At 46.8% G+C, this 24,140-nt stretch carries 22 protein-coding genes and 1 riboswitch; of the genes, 7 read left to right on the forward strand and 15 right to left on the reverse strand.

Annotated elements, in window-relative coordinates; translation table 11 throughout:
* Window positions 1-157: 157 nt before the first annotated feature.
* The 7 genes from ACGHCT_RS21610 to ACGHCT_RS21640 all read left to right on the forward strand — a co-directional run bounded on the left by ACGHCT_RS21610 (window position 158) and on the right by ACGHCT_RS21640 (window position 8,848).
* Window positions 158-1,042, forward strand: a complete 885-nt coding sequence (locus tag ACGHCT_RS21610; protein WP_226903201.1) for a MurR/RpiR family transcriptional regulator — start codon at window positions 158-160, stop codon at window positions 1,040-1,042.
* Window positions 1,043-1,275: 233 nt separating this feature from the next.
* Window positions 1,276-2,046 (forward strand): ABC transporter ATP-binding protein, encoded by a 771-nt coding sequence (locus tag ACGHCT_RS21615; protein ID WP_154256902.1) that lies wholly within the window; start codon window positions 1,276-1,278, stop codon window positions 2,044-2,046.
* Between the two features lie 15 nt (window positions 2,047-2,061).
* A complete protein-coding gene (locus ACGHCT_RS21620) occupies window positions 2,062-3,720 on the forward strand; it encodes an ABC transporter permease subunit (RefSeq protein WP_226903200.1) in 1,659 nt (552 codons plus the stop codon).
* 60 nt (window positions 3,721-3,780) lie between these two features.
* On the forward strand, window positions 3,781-4,776 hold the full coding sequence (locus ACGHCT_RS21625; RefSeq protein WP_390437475.1) for an extracellular solute-binding protein: 996 nt from the start codon (window positions 3,781-3,783) through the stop codon (window positions 4,774-4,776).
* A 58-nt stretch (window positions 4,777-4,834) separates the two neighbouring features.
* Complete coding sequence (phnW, locus tag ACGHCT_RS21630; protein WP_154256905.1) at window positions 4,835-5,932, forward strand: 2-aminoethylphosphonate--pyruvate transaminase; 1,098 nt, start codon at window positions 4,835-4,837, stop codon at window positions 5,930-5,932.
* Window positions 5,929-6,711: a phosphonoacetaldehyde hydrolase gene (phnX, locus tag ACGHCT_RS21635; protein ID WP_226903196.1), complete on the forward strand. Its 783-nt coding sequence runs from the start codon at window positions 5,929-5,931 to the stop codon at window positions 6,709-6,711. The genes phnW and phnX overlap by 4 nt, the downstream gene beginning before the upstream one ends.
* Before the next feature lie 127 nt (window positions 6,712-6,838).
* Window positions 6,839-8,848 carry a hybrid sensor histidine kinase/response regulator gene (locus ACGHCT_RS21640; RefSeq protein WP_390437477.1) on the forward strand — a complete coding sequence of 670 codons (2,010 nt, stop codon included), beginning with the start codon at window positions 6,839-6,841 and terminating at the stop codon, window positions 8,846-8,848.
* A gap of 10 nt (window positions 8,849-8,858) precedes the next feature.
* Here ACGHCT_RS21640 and ACGHCT_RS21645 read toward each other — a convergent pair whose 3' ends face one another.
* The 15 genes from ACGHCT_RS21645 to ACGHCT_RS21715 all read right to left on the reverse strand — a co-directional run bounded on the left by ACGHCT_RS21645 (window position 8,859) and on the right by ACGHCT_RS21715 (window position 24,044).
* Window positions 8,859-9,491 (reverse strand): nucleoside recognition domain-containing protein, encoded by a 633-nt coding sequence (locus tag ACGHCT_RS21645; protein WP_154256908.1) that lies wholly within the window; start codon window positions 9,489-9,491, stop codon window positions 8,859-8,861.
* Between the two features lie 58 nt (window positions 9,492-9,549).
* On the reverse strand, window positions 9,550-9,903 hold the full coding sequence (locus ACGHCT_RS21650) for a P-II family nitrogen regulator (RefSeq protein WP_154256909.1): 354 nt from the start codon (window positions 9,901-9,903) through the stop codon (window positions 9,550-9,552).
* Window positions 9,904-9,924: 21 nt separating this feature from the next.
* Window positions 9,925-10,770, reverse strand: coding sequence for a 16S rRNA (cytidine(1402)-2'-O)-methyltransferase (gene rsmI, locus ACGHCT_RS21655; protein ID WP_154256910.1), 846 nt, complete (start codon window positions 10,768-10,770; stop codon window positions 9,925-9,927).
* A gap of 73 nt (window positions 10,771-10,843) precedes the next feature.
* Window positions 10,844-11,593 (reverse strand): tRNA1(Val) (adenine(37)-N6)-methyltransferase, encoded by a 750-nt coding sequence (locus tag ACGHCT_RS21660; protein WP_154256911.1) that lies wholly within the window; start codon window positions 11,591-11,593, stop codon window positions 10,844-10,846.
* A gap of 24 nt (window positions 11,594-11,617) precedes the next feature.
* A complete protein-coding gene (locus ACGHCT_RS21665) occupies window positions 11,618-12,490 on the reverse strand; it encodes a stage 0 sporulation family protein (protein ID WP_154256912.1) in 873 nt (290 codons plus the stop codon).
* A gap of 2 nt (window positions 12,491-12,492) precedes the next feature.
* Window positions 12,493-13,482 (reverse strand): ATP-binding protein, encoded by a 990-nt coding sequence (locus tag ACGHCT_RS21670; protein WP_154256913.1) that lies wholly within the window; start codon window positions 13,480-13,482, stop codon window positions 12,493-12,495.
* A 113-nt stretch (window positions 13,483-13,595) separates the two neighbouring features.
* Window positions 13,596-14,183: a guanylate kinase gene (locus ACGHCT_RS21675; protein WP_154256914.1), complete on the reverse strand. Its 588-nt coding sequence runs from the start codon at window positions 14,181-14,183 to the stop codon at window positions 13,596-13,598.
* Window positions 14,184-14,219: 36 nt separating this feature from the next.
* Window positions 14,220-15,650, reverse strand: a complete 1,431-nt coding sequence (locus tag ACGHCT_RS21680; RefSeq protein ID WP_390437481.1) for an aminotransferase class I/II-fold pyridoxal phosphate-dependent enzyme — start codon at window positions 15,648-15,650, stop codon at window positions 14,220-14,222.
* A gap of 20 nt (window positions 15,651-15,670) precedes the next feature.
* Window positions 15,671-16,360, reverse strand: a complete 690-nt coding sequence (locus ACGHCT_RS21685) for a response regulator transcription factor (RefSeq protein WP_072854661.1) — start codon at window positions 16,358-16,360, stop codon at window positions 15,671-15,673.
* Window positions 16,353-17,846, reverse strand: coding sequence for a cell wall metabolism sensor histidine kinase WalK (locus ACGHCT_RS21690; protein WP_154256916.1), 1,494 nt, complete (start codon window positions 17,844-17,846; stop codon window positions 16,353-16,355). Before ACGHCT_RS21690 ends, ACGHCT_RS21685 begins: the two co-directional genes overlap by 8 nt.
* A 205-nt stretch (window positions 17,847-18,051) precedes the next feature.
* Window positions 18,052-19,239: a methionine adenosyltransferase gene (gene metK, locus ACGHCT_RS21695; RefSeq protein WP_154256917.1), complete on the reverse strand. Its 1,188-nt coding sequence runs from the start codon at window positions 19,237-19,239 to the stop codon at window positions 18,052-18,054.
* Between the two features lie 264 nt (window positions 19,240-19,503).
* A riboswitch (SAM riboswitch) is annotated at window positions 19,504-19,602 on the reverse strand.
* Between the two features lie 69 nt (window positions 19,603-19,671).
* Window positions 19,672-20,964: a UDP-N-acetylglucosamine 1-carboxyvinyltransferase gene (locus tag ACGHCT_RS21700; protein WP_154256918.1), complete on the reverse strand. Its 1,293-nt coding sequence runs from the start codon at window positions 20,962-20,964 to the stop codon at window positions 19,672-19,674.
* A gap of 246 nt (window positions 20,965-21,210) precedes the next feature.
* Window positions 21,211-21,708 (reverse strand): shikimate kinase, encoded by a 498-nt coding sequence (locus ACGHCT_RS21705; RefSeq protein WP_173015512.1) that lies wholly within the window; start codon window positions 21,706-21,708, stop codon window positions 21,211-21,213.
* A 65-nt stretch (window positions 21,709-21,773) separates the two neighbouring features.
* Complete coding sequence (locus ACGHCT_RS21710; protein WP_226903183.1) at window positions 21,774-22,361, reverse strand: flavin reductase family protein; 588 nt, start codon at window positions 22,359-22,361, stop codon at window positions 21,774-21,776.
* 21 nt (window positions 22,362-22,382) lie between these two features.
* Window positions 22,383-24,044: a putative manganese-dependent inorganic diphosphatase gene (locus ACGHCT_RS21715; protein WP_154256921.1), complete on the reverse strand. Its 1,662-nt coding sequence runs from the start codon at window positions 24,042-24,044 to the stop codon at window positions 22,383-22,385.
* Window positions 24,045-24,140: the final 96 nt, after the last annotated feature.

Here is a 24,140-nt window from a genome sequence, read left to right on the forward strand (position 1 = left end):
TCCGCTGTTTTCTATGCATCCTAAGGAAGACTTTACAAACATTTTACATCCTGTTTTTTGCCGCTCCTTTATAATAAGAATTAGATATGTAACATTTCAGCTTATAGAAAGGAAAGGAGATTCTGTAGCAATACTACATCCGCTGCAGAGACCGCATATGAATAGAAAAAATACAGTTCGATTTATAATAGAAAGCAGTTTCTCTTCTTTAAGGCCCTCGGAGCAGAAAGCCGGGCAATATGTTCTGGACCAGGAGGAGGATATTTTGGGGCTTTCCCTGGCCGATGCTGCCCGCAATGCAGGAGTGAGCCAGCCTACGGTAATACGTTTTGTAAAGGCCCTTGGGTTTTCAGGCTATAAGGAATTCCAGTACGAGCTCATAAAAGACCGGGCCAGAAAAGAGGAAAAAGAAGGGCAGACTCCGGATGTCCGGGCTATGTACGGATACCGGGTTACTGCCTCCGATTCAGTACAGGATGTTCCTGGAAGAATAATCGCCACCACCATTCAGAGTCTGGAGGATACCCTGAAGTTTATCTCCGGGGATACCCTAAGGCATGCGGTGGATGCCCTGGTCAGCGCCCGCAGCATCTCCATCTTCGGCGTGGAGAACTCCCTGGCAACCGCTAAGGACCTCTGTACCAAGCTCTTATATCTGGGGCTTCCCTGCCATTCCTTTGATGACTATTATCTTCAGAGAATTGCTGCCAGCAACATGGGCAAAGAGGATGTTGCCATAGGAATCTCCTATTCCGGCAGCTCCCGGGATACGGTAGATGTGATGCGCACTGCAAGAAAAAGCGGAGCCAGGACAATAATTATGACAAACTTCAGGAATTCTGTAATTGAAAAATACGCAGATCTCCTGCTCTGCACATCTAATGAACAGCTTCTGTATGGGGACGCCATATTTTCCAGAACCACCCAGTTAGCCCTGGTGGATATGCTCTATCTGGGAATTATAGTAAGCGATTATAACCGTTTTGCCGGCAAGCTGGATAAAAGCAGCCGGATTATCAGTGATAAGGCATATAAGTCCTGAACAGGGGGGCGGGTATTCTGTAGAAATACTACCGAATATCCGCCCCCCTGCCGCTTTCTTCTTTTACATTCTCTTAACCTAATTTTGAACTGCATTTCATTGTTATTCTCCATCCCCATTGCTATAATGACCATGTTCCAGACGGAAACGAAATTCACAGAATCTCTAACGGGCATCCATAAATGCCCGCCAGAACAAGTACATAGCTTATGCAAAGAAAGGAAGTAGAGATCATGCTGCAATTACAACATGTGAAAAAATCATATGACAAAACACCTGTCTTAAAAGACATTTCCCTGGATATCCGGGACGGAGAAATTGTATCCATCCTCGGTCCCTCTGGCTGCGGAAAGACTACTCTGCTGAATCTCATACTGGGAATTACAGATGCCGACAGCGGGTCCATCCTGTTTGATGGAAAGGATATTACCCGTGAACCCATGGAAAAGAGAGGCTTCAATATTGTATTTCAGGACTATGCTCTTTTTCCCAATTTGAATGTATATCAGAACATCACTTACGGGCTAAGAAACAAACCGGAAATTTCCACCCGAGAGGAAGTGGACGAACTGGTTGAACTCCTGGGCCTGGAGGAACATCTGCGCAAACGGATCGATCAGCTCTCCGGGGGACAGAAGCAGAGGGTTGCCCTGGCCCGCACCATGGTGATGAAGCCCAAGATTCTGCTTCTGGATGAACCTCTGAGTGCCCTGGACGGCGTCATTAAGGAGTCAATTAAGGAGCGTATAAAAACCATTGCCAAGGAGTACCATCTGACCACGATTATTGTCACCCATGACCCGGAGGAAGCCTTAACCCTTTCCGATCGGGTGCTGATTGTAAATGAAGGTATGATTTCCCAGTACGATAAACCCTGTGAAATCATACATAAACCTAAGAATAATTTTGTAAAAACCTTCATCCTAAACCAGCTGGAAATCAAACGAAATAACATCTATTCCTTATTTGAAGAAACCGTTGCGGCAAACGGAATGGCTTTTTAAGGGCGGAGAAGAAAAATGAAACATAAAAACAAAGAAATAAAAGTTATTTTTGCTTTCCTCGCCCTTATGTTTGCTGTCTTTCTGGCACTCCCCATGGTGCGCCTGCTGTTAAAATCCTTCTTGGGGGACAGCGGATTTTCACTGGAAAGCTACCTCTCTGTATTTGCATCCAGAGGATTCGGGAAAGCTTTGGGAAACAGCTTTCTTGTGGCTTCTGTCAGCGCCCTGACTACCACAGCCATTGCCTTCCTTTTGGCCTACACCATTCATTACACCAACGTATCAGGACGGGCGAAATCCCTGATACGGGGAGCTGCGCTGCTTCCCATGCTTCTTCCAACCATAACCTACGGATTTTCCATAATTTATTCCTTTGGAAAGCAGGGACTTCTCACCCGTTTGTTTGGACGGCAGCTCTTTGATATCTATGGTTTTAACGGGCTGCTGCTGGGGTATGTGATCTACACACTGCCCATCTCCTTTCTGCTGATAAACAACACCATGGGGTATATCGATAAAAAATACATGATCGTTTCCCGTATTATGGGGGATAACGGGCTTTCTGCCTTTATGATGACCATAATCCGCCCTCTTTTGGGAACGCTGGCAGCTTCCTTTATCCAGTCCTTTTTTCTGTGCTTCACCGACTTCGGGATTCCCGCTTCCGTGGGAGGAAAGTTTCAGGTCATTGCCGGCGTACTGTACAACGAAATGCTGGGGAGCGTGCCTGACTTTAATAACGGGGCAGTTGTCGCCATGGTGATGCTGATTCCCTCTGTGGCCAGCATTTTAGTACTGCAGTATCTGGAACGGTATAATGTTCGATACAGTAAGATTTCGGTCATAGAACTACATAAAAATAAGGCCAGGGATTGGGTGTGCGGCATCCTCAGCACTCTGATTATAACCGGAGTCCTGTCAGTCTTTGCTGTTATCTTTGTGGTTCCCTTTGTCTCAGAATGGCCTTATGAAATACGTTTTACCTTAGAGCACGTGACCGCTGTATTTGCAGACGACGCCCTGTTCGGTGTATGTAAAAACTCCCTGTTTACCGCTATTGTCACGGCCGTTTTCGGTACTCTGGCTGCCTACGGCGCCGCTCTGGTCACTGCCAGAAGCACCGTAAATAAGAAGCTTAAGAATATTATTGAGGGGATTGCCCTTATCACCAACACCATCCCCGGCATGGTAATCGGTCTGGCCTTTCTGTTTAGCTTCTCCGGAACTGCTGTTCAGAACACATTTTTCATTATCATTGTATGCAACGTTATTCACTTTTTCTCTACCCCCTATCTGATGATGAAAAATTCTCTCGCCAAGATGAATGCTTCCTGGGAAACAACGGCTATGCTTATGGGGGACAACTGGGTAAAAACGATTCTCCGGGTAGTCACTCCCAACGCGGTGTCCACCATCCTGGAGGTATTCAGTTACTACTTCGTAAATGCAATGGTAACCATCAGTGCAGTCATCTTTATCGCAGGGGCCAGGACTATGGTGATTACAACAAAGATTAAAGAATTACAGTACTACAATAAATATAATGAAATCTTTGTGCTGTCTCTACTGATCCTCTTTACCAACCTGGCCGCAAAGTCTCTGTTTCAGTATCTGGCCAACCGGAAAGAAAAAACTGCTGGGTCAAAATCCAGAACAGTGAAAATAGCACAGTGATTTTTAATAATTATGAAAATGATTTATTGACACTGAGAAGTAAAAGGAGGAGAATACATTATGAAAAACACAAAAAAATTACTATTGTTAGGTTTAGCGGCATCTCTGGGAATCAGCACAATACTAGGCGGATGCGGTGGCAGTTCAGATAAAGATAAGATTGTAATCTACTCCAATGCTGATGATGAAGCGATCACTGCCATGAAGCATGCGTTGGATAACAACGGATTTAAGGATCAGTACATACTGCAGTCCTTCGGGACTTCTGAGCTGGGAGGCAAGCTTCTGGCTGAGGGCTCCAATATTGAGGCTGACCTGGTTACTATGAGCACCTTCTATTTAGAAAGTGCCCAGGAGCAGAATAAGATGTTCAAAGACCTGGATTTTGATGTTCAAACGTTAGACACGTATCCTTCTTACTGCGCTCCCATTACTGCACAGGAGGGTGCTGTCATTATCAATACGGAAATGATGAAAGACAATAATCTGCCTGCCCCGGCCTCTATAAAGGACCTGGCCAATCCGGAATATAAAGATATGGTTTCTGTCACAGATATCAATTCTTCCTCCACAGCATGGCTTCTGATTCAGGCCCTGGTATCTGAGTACGGAGAAGACGGAGCCAAAGATATACTGAAGGGGATCTATAAGAACGCAGGGGATCACATCGAAGACTCCGGTTCCGCACCCCTGAAAAAAGTCAGAGCCGGAGAAACCGCCATCGGTTTCGGACTGCGCCATCAGGCGGCAGCCGACAAGGAGTCCGGACTGCCTGTGGATTATATAGATCCGGCAGAGGGGAACTTCTCTCTGACCGAGTCAGCTGCGGTTTTAGACAAAGGAGCAGACAGCAAAGAGACTGCCATGGATATGGCAGAGTGCATCATTAAAAATGCAAGGGAAGAGCTGCTGACTGCCTACCCCATCCCTCTCTACGAGGGAGAAACCGATGGTACTGCAGACAAATCCGGCAATCCCAAGGTTTTCAGTGAACCATTAACCGTAGAGCTGCTTAAGCACCATCAGGAGCTTTCTGACAGCTGCAAACCAGAATAAAGGATAACTCCTCCGGGAAACCGGAGCTGGAAAAATATATGTTACAGGAGAAGACAAAATGAAAAACTACAAATTACTCACACCCGGTCCTCTGACCACAACAGAAACTGTGAAAAAGGAGATGCTGTTTGACCACTGCACCTGGGATGATGACTACAAACAAATTACCCAAAGTATCCGCAGACAGCTCCTCTCCCTGGCCCATGTATCCGGGGAGGACTACACTGTAGTGCTCATGCAGGGCAGCGGCACCTTCGGCGTTGAATCCGTGCTCACCAGCGTGACCGGTGACCATGACCGCCTTTTAATCGCGGCAAACGGGGCATACGGGGAACGTATGGCTGATATTGCAGCCCATGCCGGGATCCCCTTCCTTCTATACAGCCAATCCTACGATAAAGTTCCGGATCCGGAGGAGATCGGGGTGCTGCTGGAACAGAACCCGGATATTACCCACGTGGCCATGGTGCACAGCGAAACCACTTCTGGAATTCTCAATGATATTGCCTCTGTAGCAAAGGTAGTAAAGGGTGCGGGGAAAACTTTTATCGTGGACGCCATGAGCAGCTTCGGAGGCGTGGACATTCCGGTAGGAGATCTGGGTATTGATTTTCTGGTAAGCAGCGCAAACAAATGTATTCAGGGTGTTCCGGGATTTTCTTTTATTATCTGTAACCGGGAAAAGTTAATAGAAAGCAAAGGTAAGGCAAGAAGTCTTTCTCTGGATCTCTATGACCAGTGGGAGACTATGGAAAAGGACGGCAAGTGGAGGTTCACATCTCCCACCCATGTGGTTCTGGCATTCTCTCAGGCGCTGAAGGAGCTGGAACAGGAGGGGGGAATACCAGCCCGCAGCAGACGGTATGAAGAGAATAATCATCTGCTGATTCAGAGAATGAAGCAGCTTGGGATCGAGCCCTATATCGGGAACGGCCATCAGGGCCCTATCATTACCACCTTCTTTTATCCGGAGAATCACAGCTTCTCCTTCCAGGAAATGTATCAGTACATAAAAGATCGTGGTTACGCCATCTATCCCGGGAAAGTAACAGAAGCGGAAACCTTCCGTATCGGGAATATTGGCGAGATCTATAAAGAAGACATTAACCGTCTATGTGATATTCTGGAATCATTTTTGAAGGAGAAAGGCTTATGAAGACGTGTGAATTGGTAATTTTTGACTGGGCGGGAACCACCGTAGACTATGGGTGTTTTGCACCGGTTCAGGCATTTGTAGAGGTATTTAAGCATTTCGGGATTGACCCCACTATGGAAGAAGTGAGAAAACCTATGGGAATGCTGAAGCGGGACCATATAAAAACCATGCTTGCCATGCCCAGAATCCAGGAGCTGTGGCTTCAAAAAAATGGGACGGCTTCTGGGGAATCGGACATCGATGAAATGTACGGACTTTTTGAGGAAAAGCTTATGAGTATTCTCTCAGATTTTTCTTCCCCAAAACCCTATGTCTTAGAAACAGTTGCAAAGCTCAGGGAGATGGGAATTTCTATTGGTTCAACCACAGGTTATACCGATGAAATGATGTCCATTGTGACAAAGAAAGCTGCCCAACTCGGGTACGCGCCGGACGCCTGGTTCAGCCCAAACTCTGTGAATAATATGGGACGACCCTACCCGTATATGATTTACCGCAACATGGAGCAGTTCCGGGTACACGCTGCCGATCGTGTGGTAAAGGTGGGGGATACTGTCTCTGATATCAGAGAAGGTAAAAATGCAGGTGTATACACCATAGGGATCATTGAGGGAAGCTCTGAAATAGGGCTCACCCAGGAGGAATACCAAACACTTCCCCTCTCACACCGGGCACCTTTGATACAGAAGGTGAAGGCCCGCTATCTTGAGGCAGGAGCTGACGCAGTGATTATGAATATGTCCGGGCTGATTCCTCTGCTGGAGGCAATTTCTGAGTAAAAGCCGGTACATGTCTGCAGGGACAGGGATGCAAATCCCTGTCCTTGTTGCGTTTTCTACCTATTATGTGCTAAAGTTATAAGAGCAGCAGATTAAGCACTGCACCTAAGGGAAAGGAACTTGGTTTATGATTAGAAAATTTCAGGATGTTAGTATGATACAAAGCGTGCTCCATGAGGCTATGACAGGCCTTTGGATTATAGAGCTGGAAAATGATCTGCCGCCCCGCATGTATGCGGATCCCACGATGCTGGAGCTTTTAGGCCTGGAAGAGGAACCCTCTCCGGAAGAATGCTACTGCGCATGGTATGATAATATCTCAGAGGACTACAGAGCCATTGTGGAGCAGGGAGTAAACGAAATCCTGCTTAAGGGAAGGGCTGAGGTTCAGTATTGCTGGAAGCATCCACTTCTGGGTGAGATATTTGTCCGATGCGGAGGTGTCCCGGACCACACCTTCAAAAATGGTGTCTGCCTCCAGGGATATCACCAGAATATTACGGATACCGTTATGCTGAGAAAAGAAAAGGAACAGCTGGAGGAACTGAATCAGGAAATTATCGGCTCCCTTTACGACTTGTTCTTTGCTACCTACCGTATGGATTTAAACACCTGGAAGATTCAGACCATCCAGTCCACAGAATGTACGCAGCATCTGCGGGCGGAAAATATTCATTATTCCGAATTTTTACAGTGGGTACTGCCGTTTATCCATCCGGACGACAGGGATGCTGCAGAAAAAGATTTTTCCCTCTTACACTTTCAGAAGCTGATCCATGATGGACTGGACCGCTTCACTGGAGAGTACAGGGCCAGGTTCAAAGAAGAGTACCGCTTCATCTCCTGTACGGTCTATTTTGGAAAAGGAGTGCCTGCTCCGACCTGGGCGATCCTGGCACTTCAGGATACCCACGAGCAAAAACTCCGGGAGGCTGACAGCCGAAAAGCCCTGACGGACGCCTATGAGATAGCACAAAAGGCCAATAATGCCAAGAATGATTTCCTGTCCAAAATGTCCCATGATATCCGCACCCCCATCAATGCCATAGTCGGCATGACTACTCTGGCAAATCTGAGAGCAGACGACAGTACCTATGTGAGAGAATGCCTTGACAAAATAGCTGTATCCAGTGAGCTGCTTCTCTCTCTGGTCAACGAAGTCCTGGATATGAGCCGGATTGAGAGCGGACATTTTGAACTTTCAGCAGAACCCCTGCACCTTCCCGGTCTTGTAGATTCCGTACTCTCTGTGGTCCGGCCTGCCATAGATGAAAAAATGCAGCATCTGAGCGTAATATACAAGGACATTGCTCACCCGGAAGTCCTGGGTGACCGTCTCCGGCTTCAGCAGATTTTACTGAATATCCTGACAAATGCCAATAAATATACACCGGAAGGCGGGTCTGTAACCGTCTGTCTCACGGAACGGCCTACCGCCTCCACGCAGTTTGCAGGGTTCTGCATTTCTGTCAGAGACACCGGAATCGGCATGTCTGAGGATTTTCTCCCCCATCTGTTTGAGCCTTTTGCCCGGGAGTCAGACTCCAGAACCAGCAAGAACCCCGGTACCGGACTGGGAATGGCAATTACCAAAAGTCTCCTGGAGATGATGAGCGGCTCTATAGAGGTGGAAAGCTGTCCCTCAAAGGGGAGCTGTTTTACCATTACCTTTGATCTTTTATTGCCAAGTAAGCGCAAGAACACTTCCTCCTGCGAGAACGGTCCGGAAGAGCCCCCGGATATCAGTGAACTGCATCTGGATGGGCACCGCATATTGCTGGCAGAAGATAATGAACTGAATATGGAGATTGCCAAAGAGCTTCTGGAATTATCGGGAGCTGCGGTGGAAACGGCCTGTAACGGTGAACAAGCTTTTACTATGTTTCTGAATTCTCCCTCACAATATTACGATATTATTTTTATGGACATCCAAATGCCTGTGATGAATGGTTATGAGTCCTCCAAAGCCATACGCAGCCTGTCACGGCCGGATGCCGGGCAGATACCTATCATAGCCCTGACTGCCAATGCCTTTATTGACGACATTATTCTGGCCCGAAATGCCGGTATGAATGAACATGTCAGCAAGCCGGTACAGCTGGAGCAGCTGGCCAGAGTGCTCAACAGTTATCTTTAAAGTCCCGGGATTACCCTCCGGCGCCTGACCATCTGTCCTTTACCTTGCAGAACAATACCCCTACTGCAGTGCTGATCAGGGTAGCCACAATGGCCGGGCCTACGATTCCTGTAGGATTTACACTTCCGTACTGGCTGCGGTAGGCTATGATATTGACCGGAATCAGCTGCAGGGATGAGATGTTGATAATTAAGAAGGTGCACATCTCATTGCTGGCAGTTCCCCTGGCTGCTGCCCTCACCCGCTTTTCCGGCCGGGGGGATTCTCTGCGTTCCTCCTCCAGTTTGGCGAGCTCATCCATGGCCTTGAGACCTGCAGGTGTAGCTGCCCAGCCCAGTCCCAGAAAGTTAGCTATCATGTTGGCGGAGATATACTCCATGCACTTGTGCCCCTCAGGAATTCTTGGAAATAGGAAACGTAAAACAGGACGCATTTTCCGGGTCATCCCGTCAATGAGTCCTGATTTTTTTGCAATTTCCATGATTCCCACCCACAGCGCCATAATTCCGGCCATGGTGATACACAGAGTAACCGCTTCCTTTGCAGAGGAAAGAGCGGCGTCCGTTACTTCGGCCATTCTCCCGGTCATCATGCCGTAGGTAATCCCAATAAGTATCATGGCTCCCCATAAAATATTTAACATAGGCCTTCTCCTCATGTTTTTTATACTATATGAGGACAGGTAATGAATTATTCGTTATTTATGAATTCAGGGCGTCCAGCCCCTCATCATCTGTACTGATACGTATGACACGGCTTACATCATATACAAAAATCTTTCCCGCGCCGGTCTCACTGGTCTTCAGCACCTTTTTTGTCACATCTATGACCTCGTCTACCTTATCCCCGGGGACAATCACCTCTACCTTAATTTTTGGCAGAAGATCCACTTCCACTTTGTCATCGCTGTAATACCGAACAGTACCTCCCTGAAGGCCATTTCCGTCCACTCTGGTTACCGTCATTCCTGAAAGCCCTACTTCCTTAAGCGCCCTTCTCAGATCCGTCAATTTCTCCGGATTAAATATTATCACTACATTACTGATCTGTCCCATGTGTTTCCTCCTTGCCTTTGGCTACTCACAATTTAACAGTTCCTGATAAATCTCTCTCTTGCTCACTCCCCGATCCTTGGCCACCAGCTTCATCGCCTCCTTACGTGTATGCCCCCGGGTTTCATACAGTTCCATATGCTCTTTCAGAGGCATACGGCTCCATTCCTCCTGGGACTCCTGCTCCATCTCCCGGCGGCTTCTGCCCTCCAGAACAATAACACATTCGCCCCTGGGCTCCGTTGTATGGTAATACTCCACAGCTCCTTGCAGAGTCGCAGAGTATGCTGTTTCGTGCTTTTTCGTCAATTCCCGGCAGATAGTAACCTTCCGGTCCCCCACCGCCTCTAAAAGCTCCTCCAGGGTACGCACCAGTCTGTGGGGTGCCTCATACAGAATACACGTCCTTGTCTCCGTCTTCAGCTCCTCCAGCACAGCCTGCTTCTCCTTTTTATCCCCGGGAAGAAAAGCCTCAAAAGCAAATCTTCTGGTGCCAAGGCCAGAAAGGGTAAGCGCCGTAATACAGGCACAGGCCCCGGGCAGAGAAGTAACCTCTATTCCCGCCTCATAGCACATAGCCACCAGCTCCTCGCCCGGATCGGATATCCCCGGTGTTCCCGCGTCAGTAATCAAGGCCACATTAATCCCCTGCTCCATCTGGCTAATCAGGTAGCGGCCCTTGTCAATCTTATTATATTCATGATAGCTTGTCATTGGGGTCTGAATCTCAAAATGATTCAACAGTTTTACACTGTTTCTGGTATCCTCCGCCGCTATCAAATCCACTTCCTTTAAAGTACGCAGGACCCGAAGCGTAATATCCTCCAGATTCCCTATTGGTGTGGCACATAGGTATAGCTTGCCTTTCATAAATACTCTCCTTAAAAGGGACAGGGCAGTTCCATTTTGGGACACCCCTTCCCCATTCTGGGACGTGTTCTTTTTAAAAAGAACACGTCCCACTTTCATAAATTTCCATCGTTTGCCTGGTATACACCCCCGGCTTTTCATAAATAATCAGAGGCGGCTCCACCTTTATCCTGGAATTCCCCCTCAACACCCCTTCTATCAGCACCAGATTGGGTTCCTTGTCCAGATATGGATGCACCAGCTGCATCCGCTTGGGCTCAAGGTGGTATTTCATCATTGTACCCATTATCTCAGCCAGCCGGAACGGGCGGTGTACCATATAGAATCTGCCTTTGCTTTTCAGCATTTTAGCTGCCTGTCCAACCACATCCTCCAGGGTACAGAGCATTTCATGTCTGGCAATGGTCTTGGCCGTATTAGCATTCTGCAGTCCATGGGAGTGGATCATATACGGGGGATTACTGGTCACTACATCAAAAGAGGCCGCCCCAAATATGGTCGCGGCCTCTTTGATATCTCCGGTAACAATAGAAATTGTGTCCTCCAAATGGTTGTACGCCACGCTTCGCCGCGCCAGTCGGGCGCTCTCCTCCTGAATCTCCAGTCCGGTATAATGGGCTCCCTGGGTGTGGGCCTTTAGCAATATGGGTATAATCCCATTGCCGCAGCCCAGATCCAGCGCCTTTTCCCCCTGCCTCACCTTTGCAAACCAGGAAAGCAGTACCGCATCAATACCGAAACAGAATCTTCCGGGGTCCTGTATGATTTTGTAACCATTTTGAAGGTCATCTAAACGTTCTCCATCTAATAACGCTGCTGTCATCCAGCTCGTTCCTTCCTGTCTGATCTATTTTTCCAATTCTTCCAGAGCTTTTAATTCTTCCTCTGAAATCTTAACCTTCTTATGCTTGGGTTTAAACTTCAGTTCTTCAACCTTATACTCCCGAATCTCTTTTTCATCATTCACATCCACAATCACCTTCACCAGCTGACGCAATACACTGACACTCTGAACCTCGCCCCGGAGTCCCTCCGGTGTAGTTACCGTGTCCCCGGTGCCCGGAAGTCTGCGGTTCAGCTCCTCATAGGTCTCCTGCTCATTTTTCAGGCAGCACATAAGTCTTCCGCATACCCCGGATATCTTTGTGGGATTCAGGGATAAATTCTGTTCCTTCGCCATCTTGATGGAGACCGGCGCAAATTCTGAGAGATACGTATGGCAGCACAGCGCCCGGCCGCAGATCCCAATCCCCCCCAGTATCTTGGTCTCATCTCTGACTCCAATCTGGCGTAGCTCGATTCTTGTCTTAAAGACAGCCGCCAGATCTTTTACCAGCTCCCTGAAGTCAATCCTTCCATCCGCTGTAAAATAGAACAGTACCTTATTATTGTCAAAGGTATACTCTACATCTATCAGCTTCATCTCCAGGTTATGTGCCTGAATCTTTTTCAGACAAATCTGGTAAGCTTCCTTCTCTTTTTTTCTGTTCTTCTCCTCTTTCTCCGTATCCTTTTGGGTAGCCACACGGATCACTTCCTTCAGAGGCTGGATTACTTTGCTGTCCTCCACATCTCTGGGAGAAAGCACGACCGAACCGTACTCTACACCTCTCGCGGTCTCCACAATTACATGGTCTCCCGCTTTTATGTCAAATCCTTTGGGGTCAAAATAATATATCTTCCCCACATTCCGAAAACGAACTCCTATTACTCTTGTCATGTTTAATTCTCCCTGATGGTAAGGAACAGCAGCTCCATAACCAGTTCAAAGTTTACATTGGCATTCAGCCGCACCTTAGCAGTCTCAACGGCATTGATAATTGTCTCAAGACCTTCATAAGAACTTTTTCTGGCCCGTTCCTTAATATAATTAATCTCCTGGCGGAACACCAGGCTGTCTACCTCCCGGGTAGCTTTAAATAAAAGTACATCCCTAAACCACAGCAAAAACAAATCCAGATATTCATAGATCGTATTCTTTTCTTGGGTAAGAGACTTAATGGTGTCAATCAGATCATTGAGCTCCATCTCTTCCGCATGCCTGAGAATCTTAAGGGCAGACTCTGTCATCTCATTGAACTCCTCCGAGGAGGCAATCTGCTCTGCCTTTCCCACATTCCCCTGGGCAAAAGAAACACACATATCCGCCTGATAATCCGGAATATGAAGCCGTTCCATTAGGTAAGTCTTAATAAGATTATCCCCTACCGCCTTGAGATTAAGCACAACACAGCGGGACAAAATAGTTGGCAGGAGAGCACTGACATTATTCACCAGCAGCATTACCACCCCATAGGACGGCGGCTCTTCTATTGTTTTAAGAAGAGCATTCTGTGCCTGAGCCGTCAGCTTTTCCGCATCATTAATAATGTATATCTTATAGGGACTGGCATACGGCTTAATCTGAATATCCCCGATTACCTGTTCACGTATATCTTCTATACTAATTGTATTCGGCTTCTCGTGAGTTACATTAATGATGTCAGGCTGATTTTTGCTGAGTGCCTTCTTACAGGAAGCGCATTCCAGACAAGGCTCTATTCCTCTCTTTTCACACTGTAATGTCATGGCAAATAAATTAGCCAGAAGCTTTTTCCCGGATCCTGTCTCCCCGGCAAAAATGTAAGAATGAGATACCTTATTCATAGCCACCGCATTCTGTAAATGCCGGATAATCTCTTCGTGCCCTAAAACCTCTTCAAACCCTTGCATATAACTCACCTCTATCCTTCGCAGTTTAAATCCTTTTGGATCCCGGACGCTGTATGTCCGTTGTAGCCATTATAGCATAAATTGTTTTCAATATACAGACTTAATCTCACAACTCACCGCAATTCATACAAATACTCTCTGATTTCCTCCAGGCAGTCCTCTAATACCTCATTGCGGAATCTTTTTCCAATACCTGCTTTCTGGATATTCTCCTCAGAAAAGTCCTCCGCATCTGCCAGAAAGCGCCTGCAGAGTTCCCCGTACCTGGGTTCCTCCTGCTTTTCTTCCCGCTTTATAGCCCTTTTCAGGCGCTCTCCATCCTCTACTTCTATATAAATGGGACACATAACCCCTTCTCCGAAATACTCTCTCATCCTATTATAGGACTCCAGAGTACCTATCCCCAGATAGCTGCTGCTGTCCAAATCAACCTGCCCGTCATCTGCGGTAAAATAACTCCAGATCCCATGGACTGTCCGGTAATCCCTAAGCTCAATAATCTTACCTTCTCTCTTCCACTCCTCCAGCCTCTCCGGTGTCACAAAGTGATATTCTCTTCCCTCCTGCTCCCCCATGCGGATCGGTCTTGTGGTATACAATACAATAGGCCTTAGCCTAAGCACCTCATCCTCCAGCAGCCTTTCATATATTGTATCCTTCCCTGAGGAACTCTTTCCCATAATGTAAAAAATCTTTCCCATCTCTGCTCCCTGCCATCCTCTTAGATATCTGTAACTCTACTGGCAAACCACTTGTATCCTCTGGTTTGTATAATCAGCGGGCCCCTGGAGATCAAGCCCCATATTCTGATACTCCCGCACCTCATCTATCAGTCTCTCTGTAATCATCTCCCCGGGAACCAGCAGCGGTATGCCGGGAGGGTACAAGTACAGGTATTCCCCTGAAATTCTTCCAGGACTCTCCCATAATACTACCGGTTTCCTATCCCGTTCCAGGGCATCCGCAATGGTCAGCCTCTGCTCTCCGTAATTCCAGTACCCGCAGTATCCACATCCATGTTCAGAATCATCCGCCTTATCCACATTTTGATCAATTTCCTCCAATGCTGTGGATAACCGCTCATAACCCAGAGCAGTATCCATAATGCTTGTCATTCCCAGCACATAATCCCTGGCAGCCATCTCCATAGGCAGATGATACTTATCTAATAAAATAGAATATAATTGCGCTCCCGTCAAGCGGCAGCCTTTGGTAGATATTAGAAGCTTTGAAGGGTCCATGGCATAAATTCCGTGTGTCCCCTCAAGACTGCGAGGAACCAGCTTCAAATTTTCCAAAGGTTCCAGACGCTTCCGGTGTACTTTCAAAAGCCCCGCATACTCTTCAAACAGCCGCTCTCCATCATCTGTTACCAGGCCCAGTCCATACTCTATGCTTGCCATCAATACATAGGAAGGACTGCTGGTCTGATAAATTCCCAGAAACCGTTCCAACGCTTCCCTGGGGACTCTTTGGCTTCCCAAATGTACCAGTGCAGTCTGAGTAAGACAGGGCATGGTCTTGTGCAGGCTCTGTACCGTCAAATCTGCCCCGCAGGCCAGGGCCGGTTCCGGAAAGTAGGGATGAAATCCCAGGTGTGCCCCATGCGCCTCATCTACCAGAAGCGGTATTTTGTATCTGTGGACAATCTCACTGATCCCCCGAATATCAGATACTACTCCGTCATACGTAGGTGAGGTAAGGATCACAGCCTGAGTCCCGGGATTGGCCGCCAGCTTCTCCTCTACCTCCCGGCAGGTAATCCCCCCATTCAATCCGTATCGGTGTTCCGGCTCCGAGTCCAGGTAGACCGTTTGGAGTCCCCGCAGATAAGCGGCATGGTACACGGATTTGTGGCTGTTGCGGGCCATAAGAAGGGTTCCTCCCGGGGTAGTACAGGCGGAGATCCCACTCAGAATCCCGCCAGAACTTCCATTTACGCAGTAATAGGTTTTCTCTGCTCCATAGAGACACGCCGCCCGTTCCTGGGCATCCTTTAAGATTCCCTCAGGGTGATGGAGATTGTCAAATCCTTCAATCTCCGTGATGTCGATAGAAAAAGGACTACTAAAAGTCCCCTTCCCTGCGCGCCTCTTATGGCCGGGCATGTGAAACGGGTAGTAATCCTTAGTACTGTATGCGTTCAGTAATCCGTCTAATCTTTTCATATGCTATGCTTCCAGTTCTCTTATACCTTAAATCGGTAGCCTACGCCCCAGATGGTTTCAATATACTGAGGCTTGGCTGTATTATACTCAATCTTCTCACGAATTTTCTTGATGTGCACCGTTACGGTAGCAATATCTCCGATAGACTCCATGTCCCATATCTCTTTAAAAAGTTCATCCTTCGTAAATACCCGGTTGGGATTCTGTGCCAGAAAGGTAAGCAGATCAAACTCCTTGGTAGTAAAGTTCTTTTCTTCTCCATTTACCCAGACTCTTCTGGCTGTCTTATCAATCTTTAGACCCCGTATCTCAATAATGTCGTTTTCCTGGACCCCTGTTCCAATCAGCCTTTCATACCTGGCAAGGTGGGCTTTTACTCTGGCTACCAGCTCGCTGGGGCTGAAAGGTTTTGTCATATAGTCATCCGCTCCAAGTCCAAGGCCCCTGATCTTATCGATATCATCTTTTTTAGCGGAGACCATAATAATAGGCGTATTTTTCTGTGCCCGGATCTCCCTGCAGATCTCAAATCCATCCAGCTCGGGAAGCATTAGATCCAGTATAAACAGATCATAATCTCCCTCCAGGGATTTTTTCAGTCCCACATCTCCCCTGTGCTCGATTTCCACCTGGAAGCCGCTGAGTTCCAGGTAATCCTTCTCCAGATCCGCAATTGCCTCTTCATCTTCGATTATCAATATCTTACTCATTCACTGGTACCTCCTGATATTTTCTAAGGACAAAGTACATCACTGTCCCAATATTTTCCTTGCTTGTTGCCCACACTTTACCTCCGTGGTCCTCAATGATCTTCTTAACAATAGAAAGACCAATACCGCTTCCTCCTTTTGATGAATTTCTGGAAGCATCTGTCCGGTAAAACCGATCAAAAATATTGGACAAATCCTTTGCTGCGATTCCTTTGCCGTTATCCTCGATCTCAACCTGAATGAAATCGCCGACATCTTTCACCCGAAGGTTGATGAATCCCTTAGACTTATTCATATATTTAAGAGAATTCCCTACGACATTATTAATTACCCGCTTCATCTGCTCTGCATCAGCAATCACTACCACATCCTGATCCACATAATTGTAATATCCCAGTTCAACTCCCTTGGATTCCAGCTCCAGTCCCAGCTCCTCCGCACAGTCATCAAAGTAATCTGTCACATGGATCTTGCTGAACGTATAGGGAATGCGGTTGGTGTCAATCTTAGAATAAAAAGTCAGTTCATTGATCAGCCTGTCCATATCATTGGCCTTGCTGTAGATTGTCCTGATATACTTGTTCATCTTCTCCGGGGTATCCGCAACCCCATCCATAATTCCCTCCACATATCCCTTAATGGCAGTGATAGGAGTCTTCAAATCATGGGAGATATTGCTGATCAGTTCTTTATTGTCCTTGTCAAACTGTACCTTTTCCTCCGCGGATTCCTTCAGCCGCTGCCTCATCTCCTCAAAGTCACTGCACAGGTCGCTTATCTCATCCACGCCTTCCCCTTCAATGGTAAAGTCCAGATTCCCTTCTTTGATATTCTGTGTAGCCACCTTTAATTTATTCAGGGGAGTGATCACTCCCTGGTATATCCACAGTGTAAGTCCGAGACTGGTAATAAACAGAATCAGAACCACCACTCCCAGCATATTCTTCATCAGAGACTGCACCTGAGGAATCGTCTCAACTGCACTGGTCACAATAAAGGCACTCCCGTCATCCCCGTTGTCCAGGGTAAAGTCAACCTGCTTCACCAGTGCCTGCAGTGTACTCCCCAGGTAAATCCCACTGTCCGATCCAGCCCGGAAATCACCAGATTTAGGGAGACTCTCCAGAAGTTCCGACTGATCCCCTTTGGCTCCGCAATAAATAATATTGCCATCCATCCGGACAATAAGAAAAGAGTATTTCGTTGACAGCTCTGTATTGATAGAATCCAGATACTGCACATCCTCAAAAGAATCCGGTTGATTCTTCGCCTGCTGCTGCAGGGAGTCAAAAGTTTTCTTTGTCATACTGCTCAGCATCTGCAGAGAGTTAGATAAATTCTCATATGTGGGATTCTCAATACCATATTGCTTCTCAATGTTCTTAAGCATATAATGGCTGAACCCATACAGACAGGCCCCGGTGAATACCAGAGGAACTAAAATAATCACAAAAAAAGAAATAATAATCCGTGTTTTTAGTTTCATGATTTTATCCTCTCTAAAGAGCCTAAAAGCTCACTTTATTGTATAAGTATAGCACATTCATAGAGGGTTTTCATCTAAACAAAGTCCTCCAAATCTAAACTTTCTATTAAAAAAGCCAAAAAGGGGGACGTGTTCTTTCTAAAAAGAACACGTCCCAAAATCAGACCGGCCTGTCCCTAATTCACTCAGCCCTGTCCCCTTTTAACTATAAGTATTTCTTCAAAACCTCTGTCTTATCCAGTTTTTCCCACGGAAGATCCAAATCGTTTCTTCCGAAATGTCCGTATGCTGCTGTCTGTTTGTAGATAGGTCTCCGAAGATCCAGCATTTTGATAATTCCTGCAGGACGGAGATCAAAATTTTCACGGATAATTTCTACCAGTTTTGTATCCTCCAGTTTCCCGGTTCCAAAGGTATCTACCATTACAGAAGTGGGATGGGCAACCCCTATGGCATAGGACAGCTGAATCTCACATTTTTTTGCCAGACCGGCAGCTACAATATTTTTGGCCACGTAGCGGGCTGCATAAGCCGCAGAGCGATCCACCTTGGTACAGTCTTTCCCGGAAAATGCGCCGCCGCCGTGACGTGCATATCCGCCGTAAGTGTCTACAATAATCTTACGTCCCGTTAATCCGCTGTCTCCGTGAGGCCCCCCGATGACGAATCTTCCTGTTGGATTGATAAAGAACTTCGTGTTTTCATCCACCATGTTTTCCGGAATAATGGGGGCAAATACGTATTTCTTGATATCTTCGTGGATCTGTTCCTGAGTGACGTCCGGATCATGCTGGGTGGACAATACCACAGCGTCCAGCCGGCTGGGAACACCGTCTTTGTCATATTCCACTGTCACCTGGGTTTTACCGTCCGGCCTTAAGTACGTGAGCGTGCCGTCTTTTCTCACCTTTGTCAGCTGAAGCGCCAATTTATGGGCCAGCGCAATAGGATATGGCATATATTCCTCAGTCTCATCACTGGCATATCCGAACATCATCCCCTGATCTCCGGCACCGATGGCATCAATTTCTGCCTCAGACATTGTATTTTCTTTTGCCTCCAGAGCCTTGTCTACCCCCATAGCAATGTCTGTAGACTGTTCGTCAATGGCCGTAACCACACCGCAGGTATCCGCGTCGAATCCATATTTTCCTCTGGTATACCCGATCTCACGTACGGTATCCCGCACAATTTTCTGTATATCTACATACGCCTTAGTGGTAATCTCTCCCATCACCATTACCAGCCCCGTTGTTGTGCACGTCTCACAGGCTACCCGACTCATGGGATCCTGGGCAAGCAGTGCATCCAGAATGGCGTCTGAGATTTGGTCGCACATCTTATCCGGATGGCCTTCAGTTACAGATTCGGAAGTAAATAATAATTTTTCCATACAGCATCTCCTTTGTTCTTGTCTTATATTTTCTCACTTGGTCCGCTTTCACCGAAGTACTGTTTTCGTTGCCTTATATGATAAAGTAAGAAAGATTGCACGGAAGCGCAATCTCCGCCTGCGGCGGGCTGTCACAGACAGCATCTTCCTATCCGCCGCAGTGTGATCCCCCGGAGGTTTTTTTATTACATAGGGAACGAAGTTTCCTATGTAATAAAAAAGGCCCACAACAGTGGACCTCTTATCTCGTCTGATAAGGAAACCCTCTTATTGTTCGAATTACTCGCTCAGGTTGGCACCTTCCGCTGTGGGGGTTGCCGTGACTTCACAGATCCTTTGTATCTCCATCACTCTGAATAAGAGAAAATATAATTATTAAATTGTTAACCACATATACAATAGCTCTTTTTTTATCAGCCGTCAAGTAGAAAATTATCCCACCCTTAATTTAAACTTCTGGATCTCTTTCTCATCGGCGACCTTCTCAATCTCAGCACCCAGATTCCTTAATTTTTCCTCAAAATGCTCGTAACCGCGCTGAATATATACGATATCATCCACAATTGTAACGCCTTCCGCAGCCAGCCCAGCGATCACCAGAGCTGCACCTGCACGAAGATCCGGAGCACTGACTCTTGCCCCTGTGAGCTTGTTCACCCCGTCAATTATGGCACTGTTTCCTTCCACCTTAACATCAGCCCCCATGCGGGAAAGCTCGTCTGCATATTTAAAACGATTCTCAAAAATACTCTCTGTCACTATGCTTGTACCCTCCGCCAGAGAAAGGGCAACAGCAATCTGCGGCTGCATATCCGTGGGATATCCGGGATAGGGAAGTGTTTTCACGTGGGTACGTCTCAGACGTTTAGACGCCACAACTCTTACCGCATCGTCAAATTCCTCTACCTCACATCCGATTTCCACCAGCTTTGCAGTGGTAGCCTCCAGATGCTTAGGGATTACATTCTTAACCATAATATCCCCTTTGGTGGCCGCTGCCGCAAACATAAAGGTCCCGGCTTCTATCTGATCGGGTATAATAGAATAATTGGTGCTGTGAAGCTTATCCACACCCTTGATGCGGATCACATCCGTACCTGCTCCCTTGATATTAGCTCCCATGCTGTTCAGGAAATTGGCCACATCAACCACATGGGGCTCCCTTGCAGCATTCTCAATAATGGTGTTTCCCACAGCCATAGAAGCAGCCATCATAATGTTAATGGTCGCACCAACAGAGACCATATCCAAAAAGATATGGCTGCCGTGCAGCTCTTCCGCTCTGGCCACAATTGCTCCGTGCATGATGTCAACAGATGCACCCATTGCACGAAATCCTTTGAGATGCTGATCGATCGGCCTGCTGCCGATATTGCACCCGCCGGGCAGAGGTACCTCCGCATTCTTATATTTCCCTAATAAAGCTCCCAGTAAATAATAGGAAGCGCGGATCTTCTTGATAAACTCATATTCCACGCTCACATCACCGATTGTGGAACCATTGATCTTCACAACGCTTGGGCTTATTTTCTCTACCCTGGCGCCAATCTGTTCTATCGCCTCTAGCAATACATGTATGTCACGTACATCCGGTAAATTCTCAACGCAAACTGTCTCATCTGTCATAATTGCCGCAGCAAGTATTGCCAATGCCGCATTCTTTGCTCCACCGATCTCAACCTCACCCACCAGTGGATTACCGCCCTTGATCACATATTGTTCCATATATTAGCACCTCGATATATTTTTACTTATACTCCCAGTTATGAACAACCTCAAGAAGTATAACTCTGTCTTTTTATTTTTAACGTATCTGTCTGTTATTATCTATGTATTAACACGGTGGCAATAAGTTTCTTACACTCCATATTCTACCGTGATTACTTATCATATTATAACAGTCTTAAACATTTGTAAATAAAAATTAAAGATTTCTTGAAGATTTGTTCATATTATCTTCACACTTTTCTGCTATTTATCGATTTTTTCCAAAATTTTCTGCAAAGTACCCTCTACATCCAAATTTTTCTCATTAATCGTTAAATCTGCATATTTTTCATAGAGCGGCACCCGCTCGTCATATAATCCCCTTAAGTCTTGTCCCTCTTTCAGGACCACACCCCGCCCTTTCAGGTTCCCCAACCTGTTTTTCAGGGCGCCGAAGGCCAGTTCCAGATAGATAACTGTGCCTATCTCCTTTAAGTGCCTCATGGCTTCCCGGCAGTAAACGACACTGCCTCCTGTGGCAATGACAGCCCGCTCAGCCTGCAAAGATGCGTTTACCCGGTTCTCTATGTTAAGAAATCCCGCTTCTCCTTCTTCCTCTATTATCTCCCTCAGCAGACGATTCTCCTGCTGCTGAATCACTAAGTCCGCATCTATAAACTGGTATCCCAGAACCTTTGCCAGAATTACACCCACTGTGCTCTTTCCCACGCCTGGCATACCAATCAAAATAATATTGTTCATACTTTCATCCTTTTGCATATTATCCTATTTATTTTACCATAGGGTTCCTCTTTTCGCAAATCATTTCATCGGCGTTTTTTCTTTGCACCTTTCTTCTTCCGCACACTGTATCCGAACGTACCCAGCTTCTTTCCCAGCGAGTAGTATTCTCCGTGGGAATAGACAATGGGCCTGGACAGGGAAAGATCAAACTTGCCCTTCTCGTTCATATAGGATTCATCCACATGTACCGCCAAAACCCTCGCCGTAAATAGTGTATGGCTTCCGTACGCCATCTCATCCTCCACTCTGCATTCAATGGATACGGGGGATTCCCCGATCATTGGCGCCCTTACGTGTGCCGCCGGCTCCTTTGTCAGGTGCAGATCCCCAAATTTGTCCACATCTCTCCCGGAACGGACTCCACAGTAGTCTGTCGCCCAGGCCAGCTTCTCTGTTGTCAGATTAATAACGAATTCCCCCGTCTTCCGTATCAAATCATAGGAATACCTATCCGGCCGGACAGAGATCGAAACCATGGGCGGATTCGTACAAATGGTGCCTGCCCAGGCAATGGTTATAATATTATCTCTGCCCTCACCGTCCGTCACAGAGACCATCACTGCCGGAAGGGGATACAGCATATTCCCCGGCTTCCACTCGGTTTTTCCCATCTTAACTCTCCCCCTTCCCGATTAACCATTCTGCTGAATTGTGCTCATAAAAGACGGAATCAGCTGTTTCTTTCTGGATACGACCCCAGTGAGCAGGTAAGAACCGTCTCTGGTGCATGCCGCCCCCGGAAAAGCTTCCTCTATCAATTTATTACTATTCTCTCCGTAGCAGAGAAGTTCAGAGGATTCCCCCATAATATCCGTAAGCATAAAAAACACCATGGAAATGCCGTTTTTGCCGCATTCATTTTTCATAAATGGGATCATCCGGGCTTTTACTTCCTGGAGCTCCTCTGTACTCATGGAACTAATCTGCCCTACGCCAAACGCGTCCTCTTCCACAATAAACTTTTTAAAATCCTGGTAAAATATTTCCTCCGGTGATTTCCCTGTCAGATTGCTTCCCGCCTGAAACATCTCAGCGGCAAATTTCTCAATATCTATCCCGGCAATCTGTGCCAGTGCTCCCGCCGCCATCTTGTCTGCAAACGTACAGGTAGGGGAACGGAACATCAGCGTATCTGATATGATGGCGGCACAGAGAAGTCCGGCAATGGAAGGGGTAATCTCCAGGGCTTTCTCCGAGTATATCTGATACATAATAGTTGCCGTGCAGCCCACAGGCTGATTCCTGAAAAAAATCGGCTGTATTGTCTCAAGGCTTCCCAGTCTGTGATGATCTACAATCTCCAGTATGTCGGCTGCTTCCACATTATCTACCGCCTGGGACTTTTCATTATGGTCTACAAGGATCAACTGCTTTTTCTTCATGCCCAGCAGGTTTCTGCGGGAAACCGTACCCACATACTTACCGTGCTTATTGATCACAGGGAAAGCTCTGTGCCGGTTGGTAGCCATAACCTCTTTTATATTATCTGTAAAGTCATCTGTCTGAAAGGTGATCAGATTCTCCGTCTTCATAAGGGAGCGCAGAGGAATGCTCTGGTTGATCAGCCTTGCCACTGTGAAGGTATCCAAAGGTGTCTTTATAATTACAATCTGCTTCTCTTCCGCGCTTTTTCGGATGTCCTCATCGGCCTCCCCTCCCACGCAGATAATCATACAGCTCACATTATGCTGCAGGGCGCACAGCTGATCCTCTCTGCGATCTCCCAGAATCACAAGGTCATTTTCCTCCAGATACGTGCCCATCTTATCCGGATAGGCAGCCCCCACAAAGACACGTCCCCTGGTAAAACAGGCATGCTCATTTCCAACAATTATTTCCCCCTCCACGGTTTTGGCAATGCTCTGATACTTCGTTCTGGCACGGGATAAAAAGAAATTGTCGTGAGCATCCATATAGGACTTCGCAATGTCCCCTGTAGTTATCAGGCCCTCCAGCCTGCCGTCCTCCTTTGTAATAGGAAGAGTCACTGCATTATTCTCTTTCATAATCTCCCAGGCGTCTTTGATGGAAATATTTTTATCTACTCCGGGAGTTTCCCGTATCTCCATATCCTTTACCTGAGTCCCTACATCCGCTATATATCCTGGGGTCTCTACATGGAAACGTTTTAAAATATATTCGGTCTCCTCGTTGAGCTGCCCTGCCCTCTTGGCAACATATCTTGATTTATTGTCTGTACGGTTTTTAATGTCTGCATAGGCAATCGCTGAGCAGATAGAGTCCGTATCCGGATTCTTATGTCCAATCACATAAATTCTCCGCTGTTTTATCATTCTAATTATCTCCTATTTTTAGTGCAAATTCGCAACAGTCATCCTGTTTTGACTTATAGTAACATATTCATTCTCCAAAAGCTACGGGGAAATTGT

This window comes from Lactonifactor longoviformis (assembly GCF_042848515.1).
Taxonomy (GTDB): Bacteria; Bacillota; Clostridia; order Lachnospirales; family Lachnospiraceae; genus Lactonifactor; species Lactonifactor longoviformis.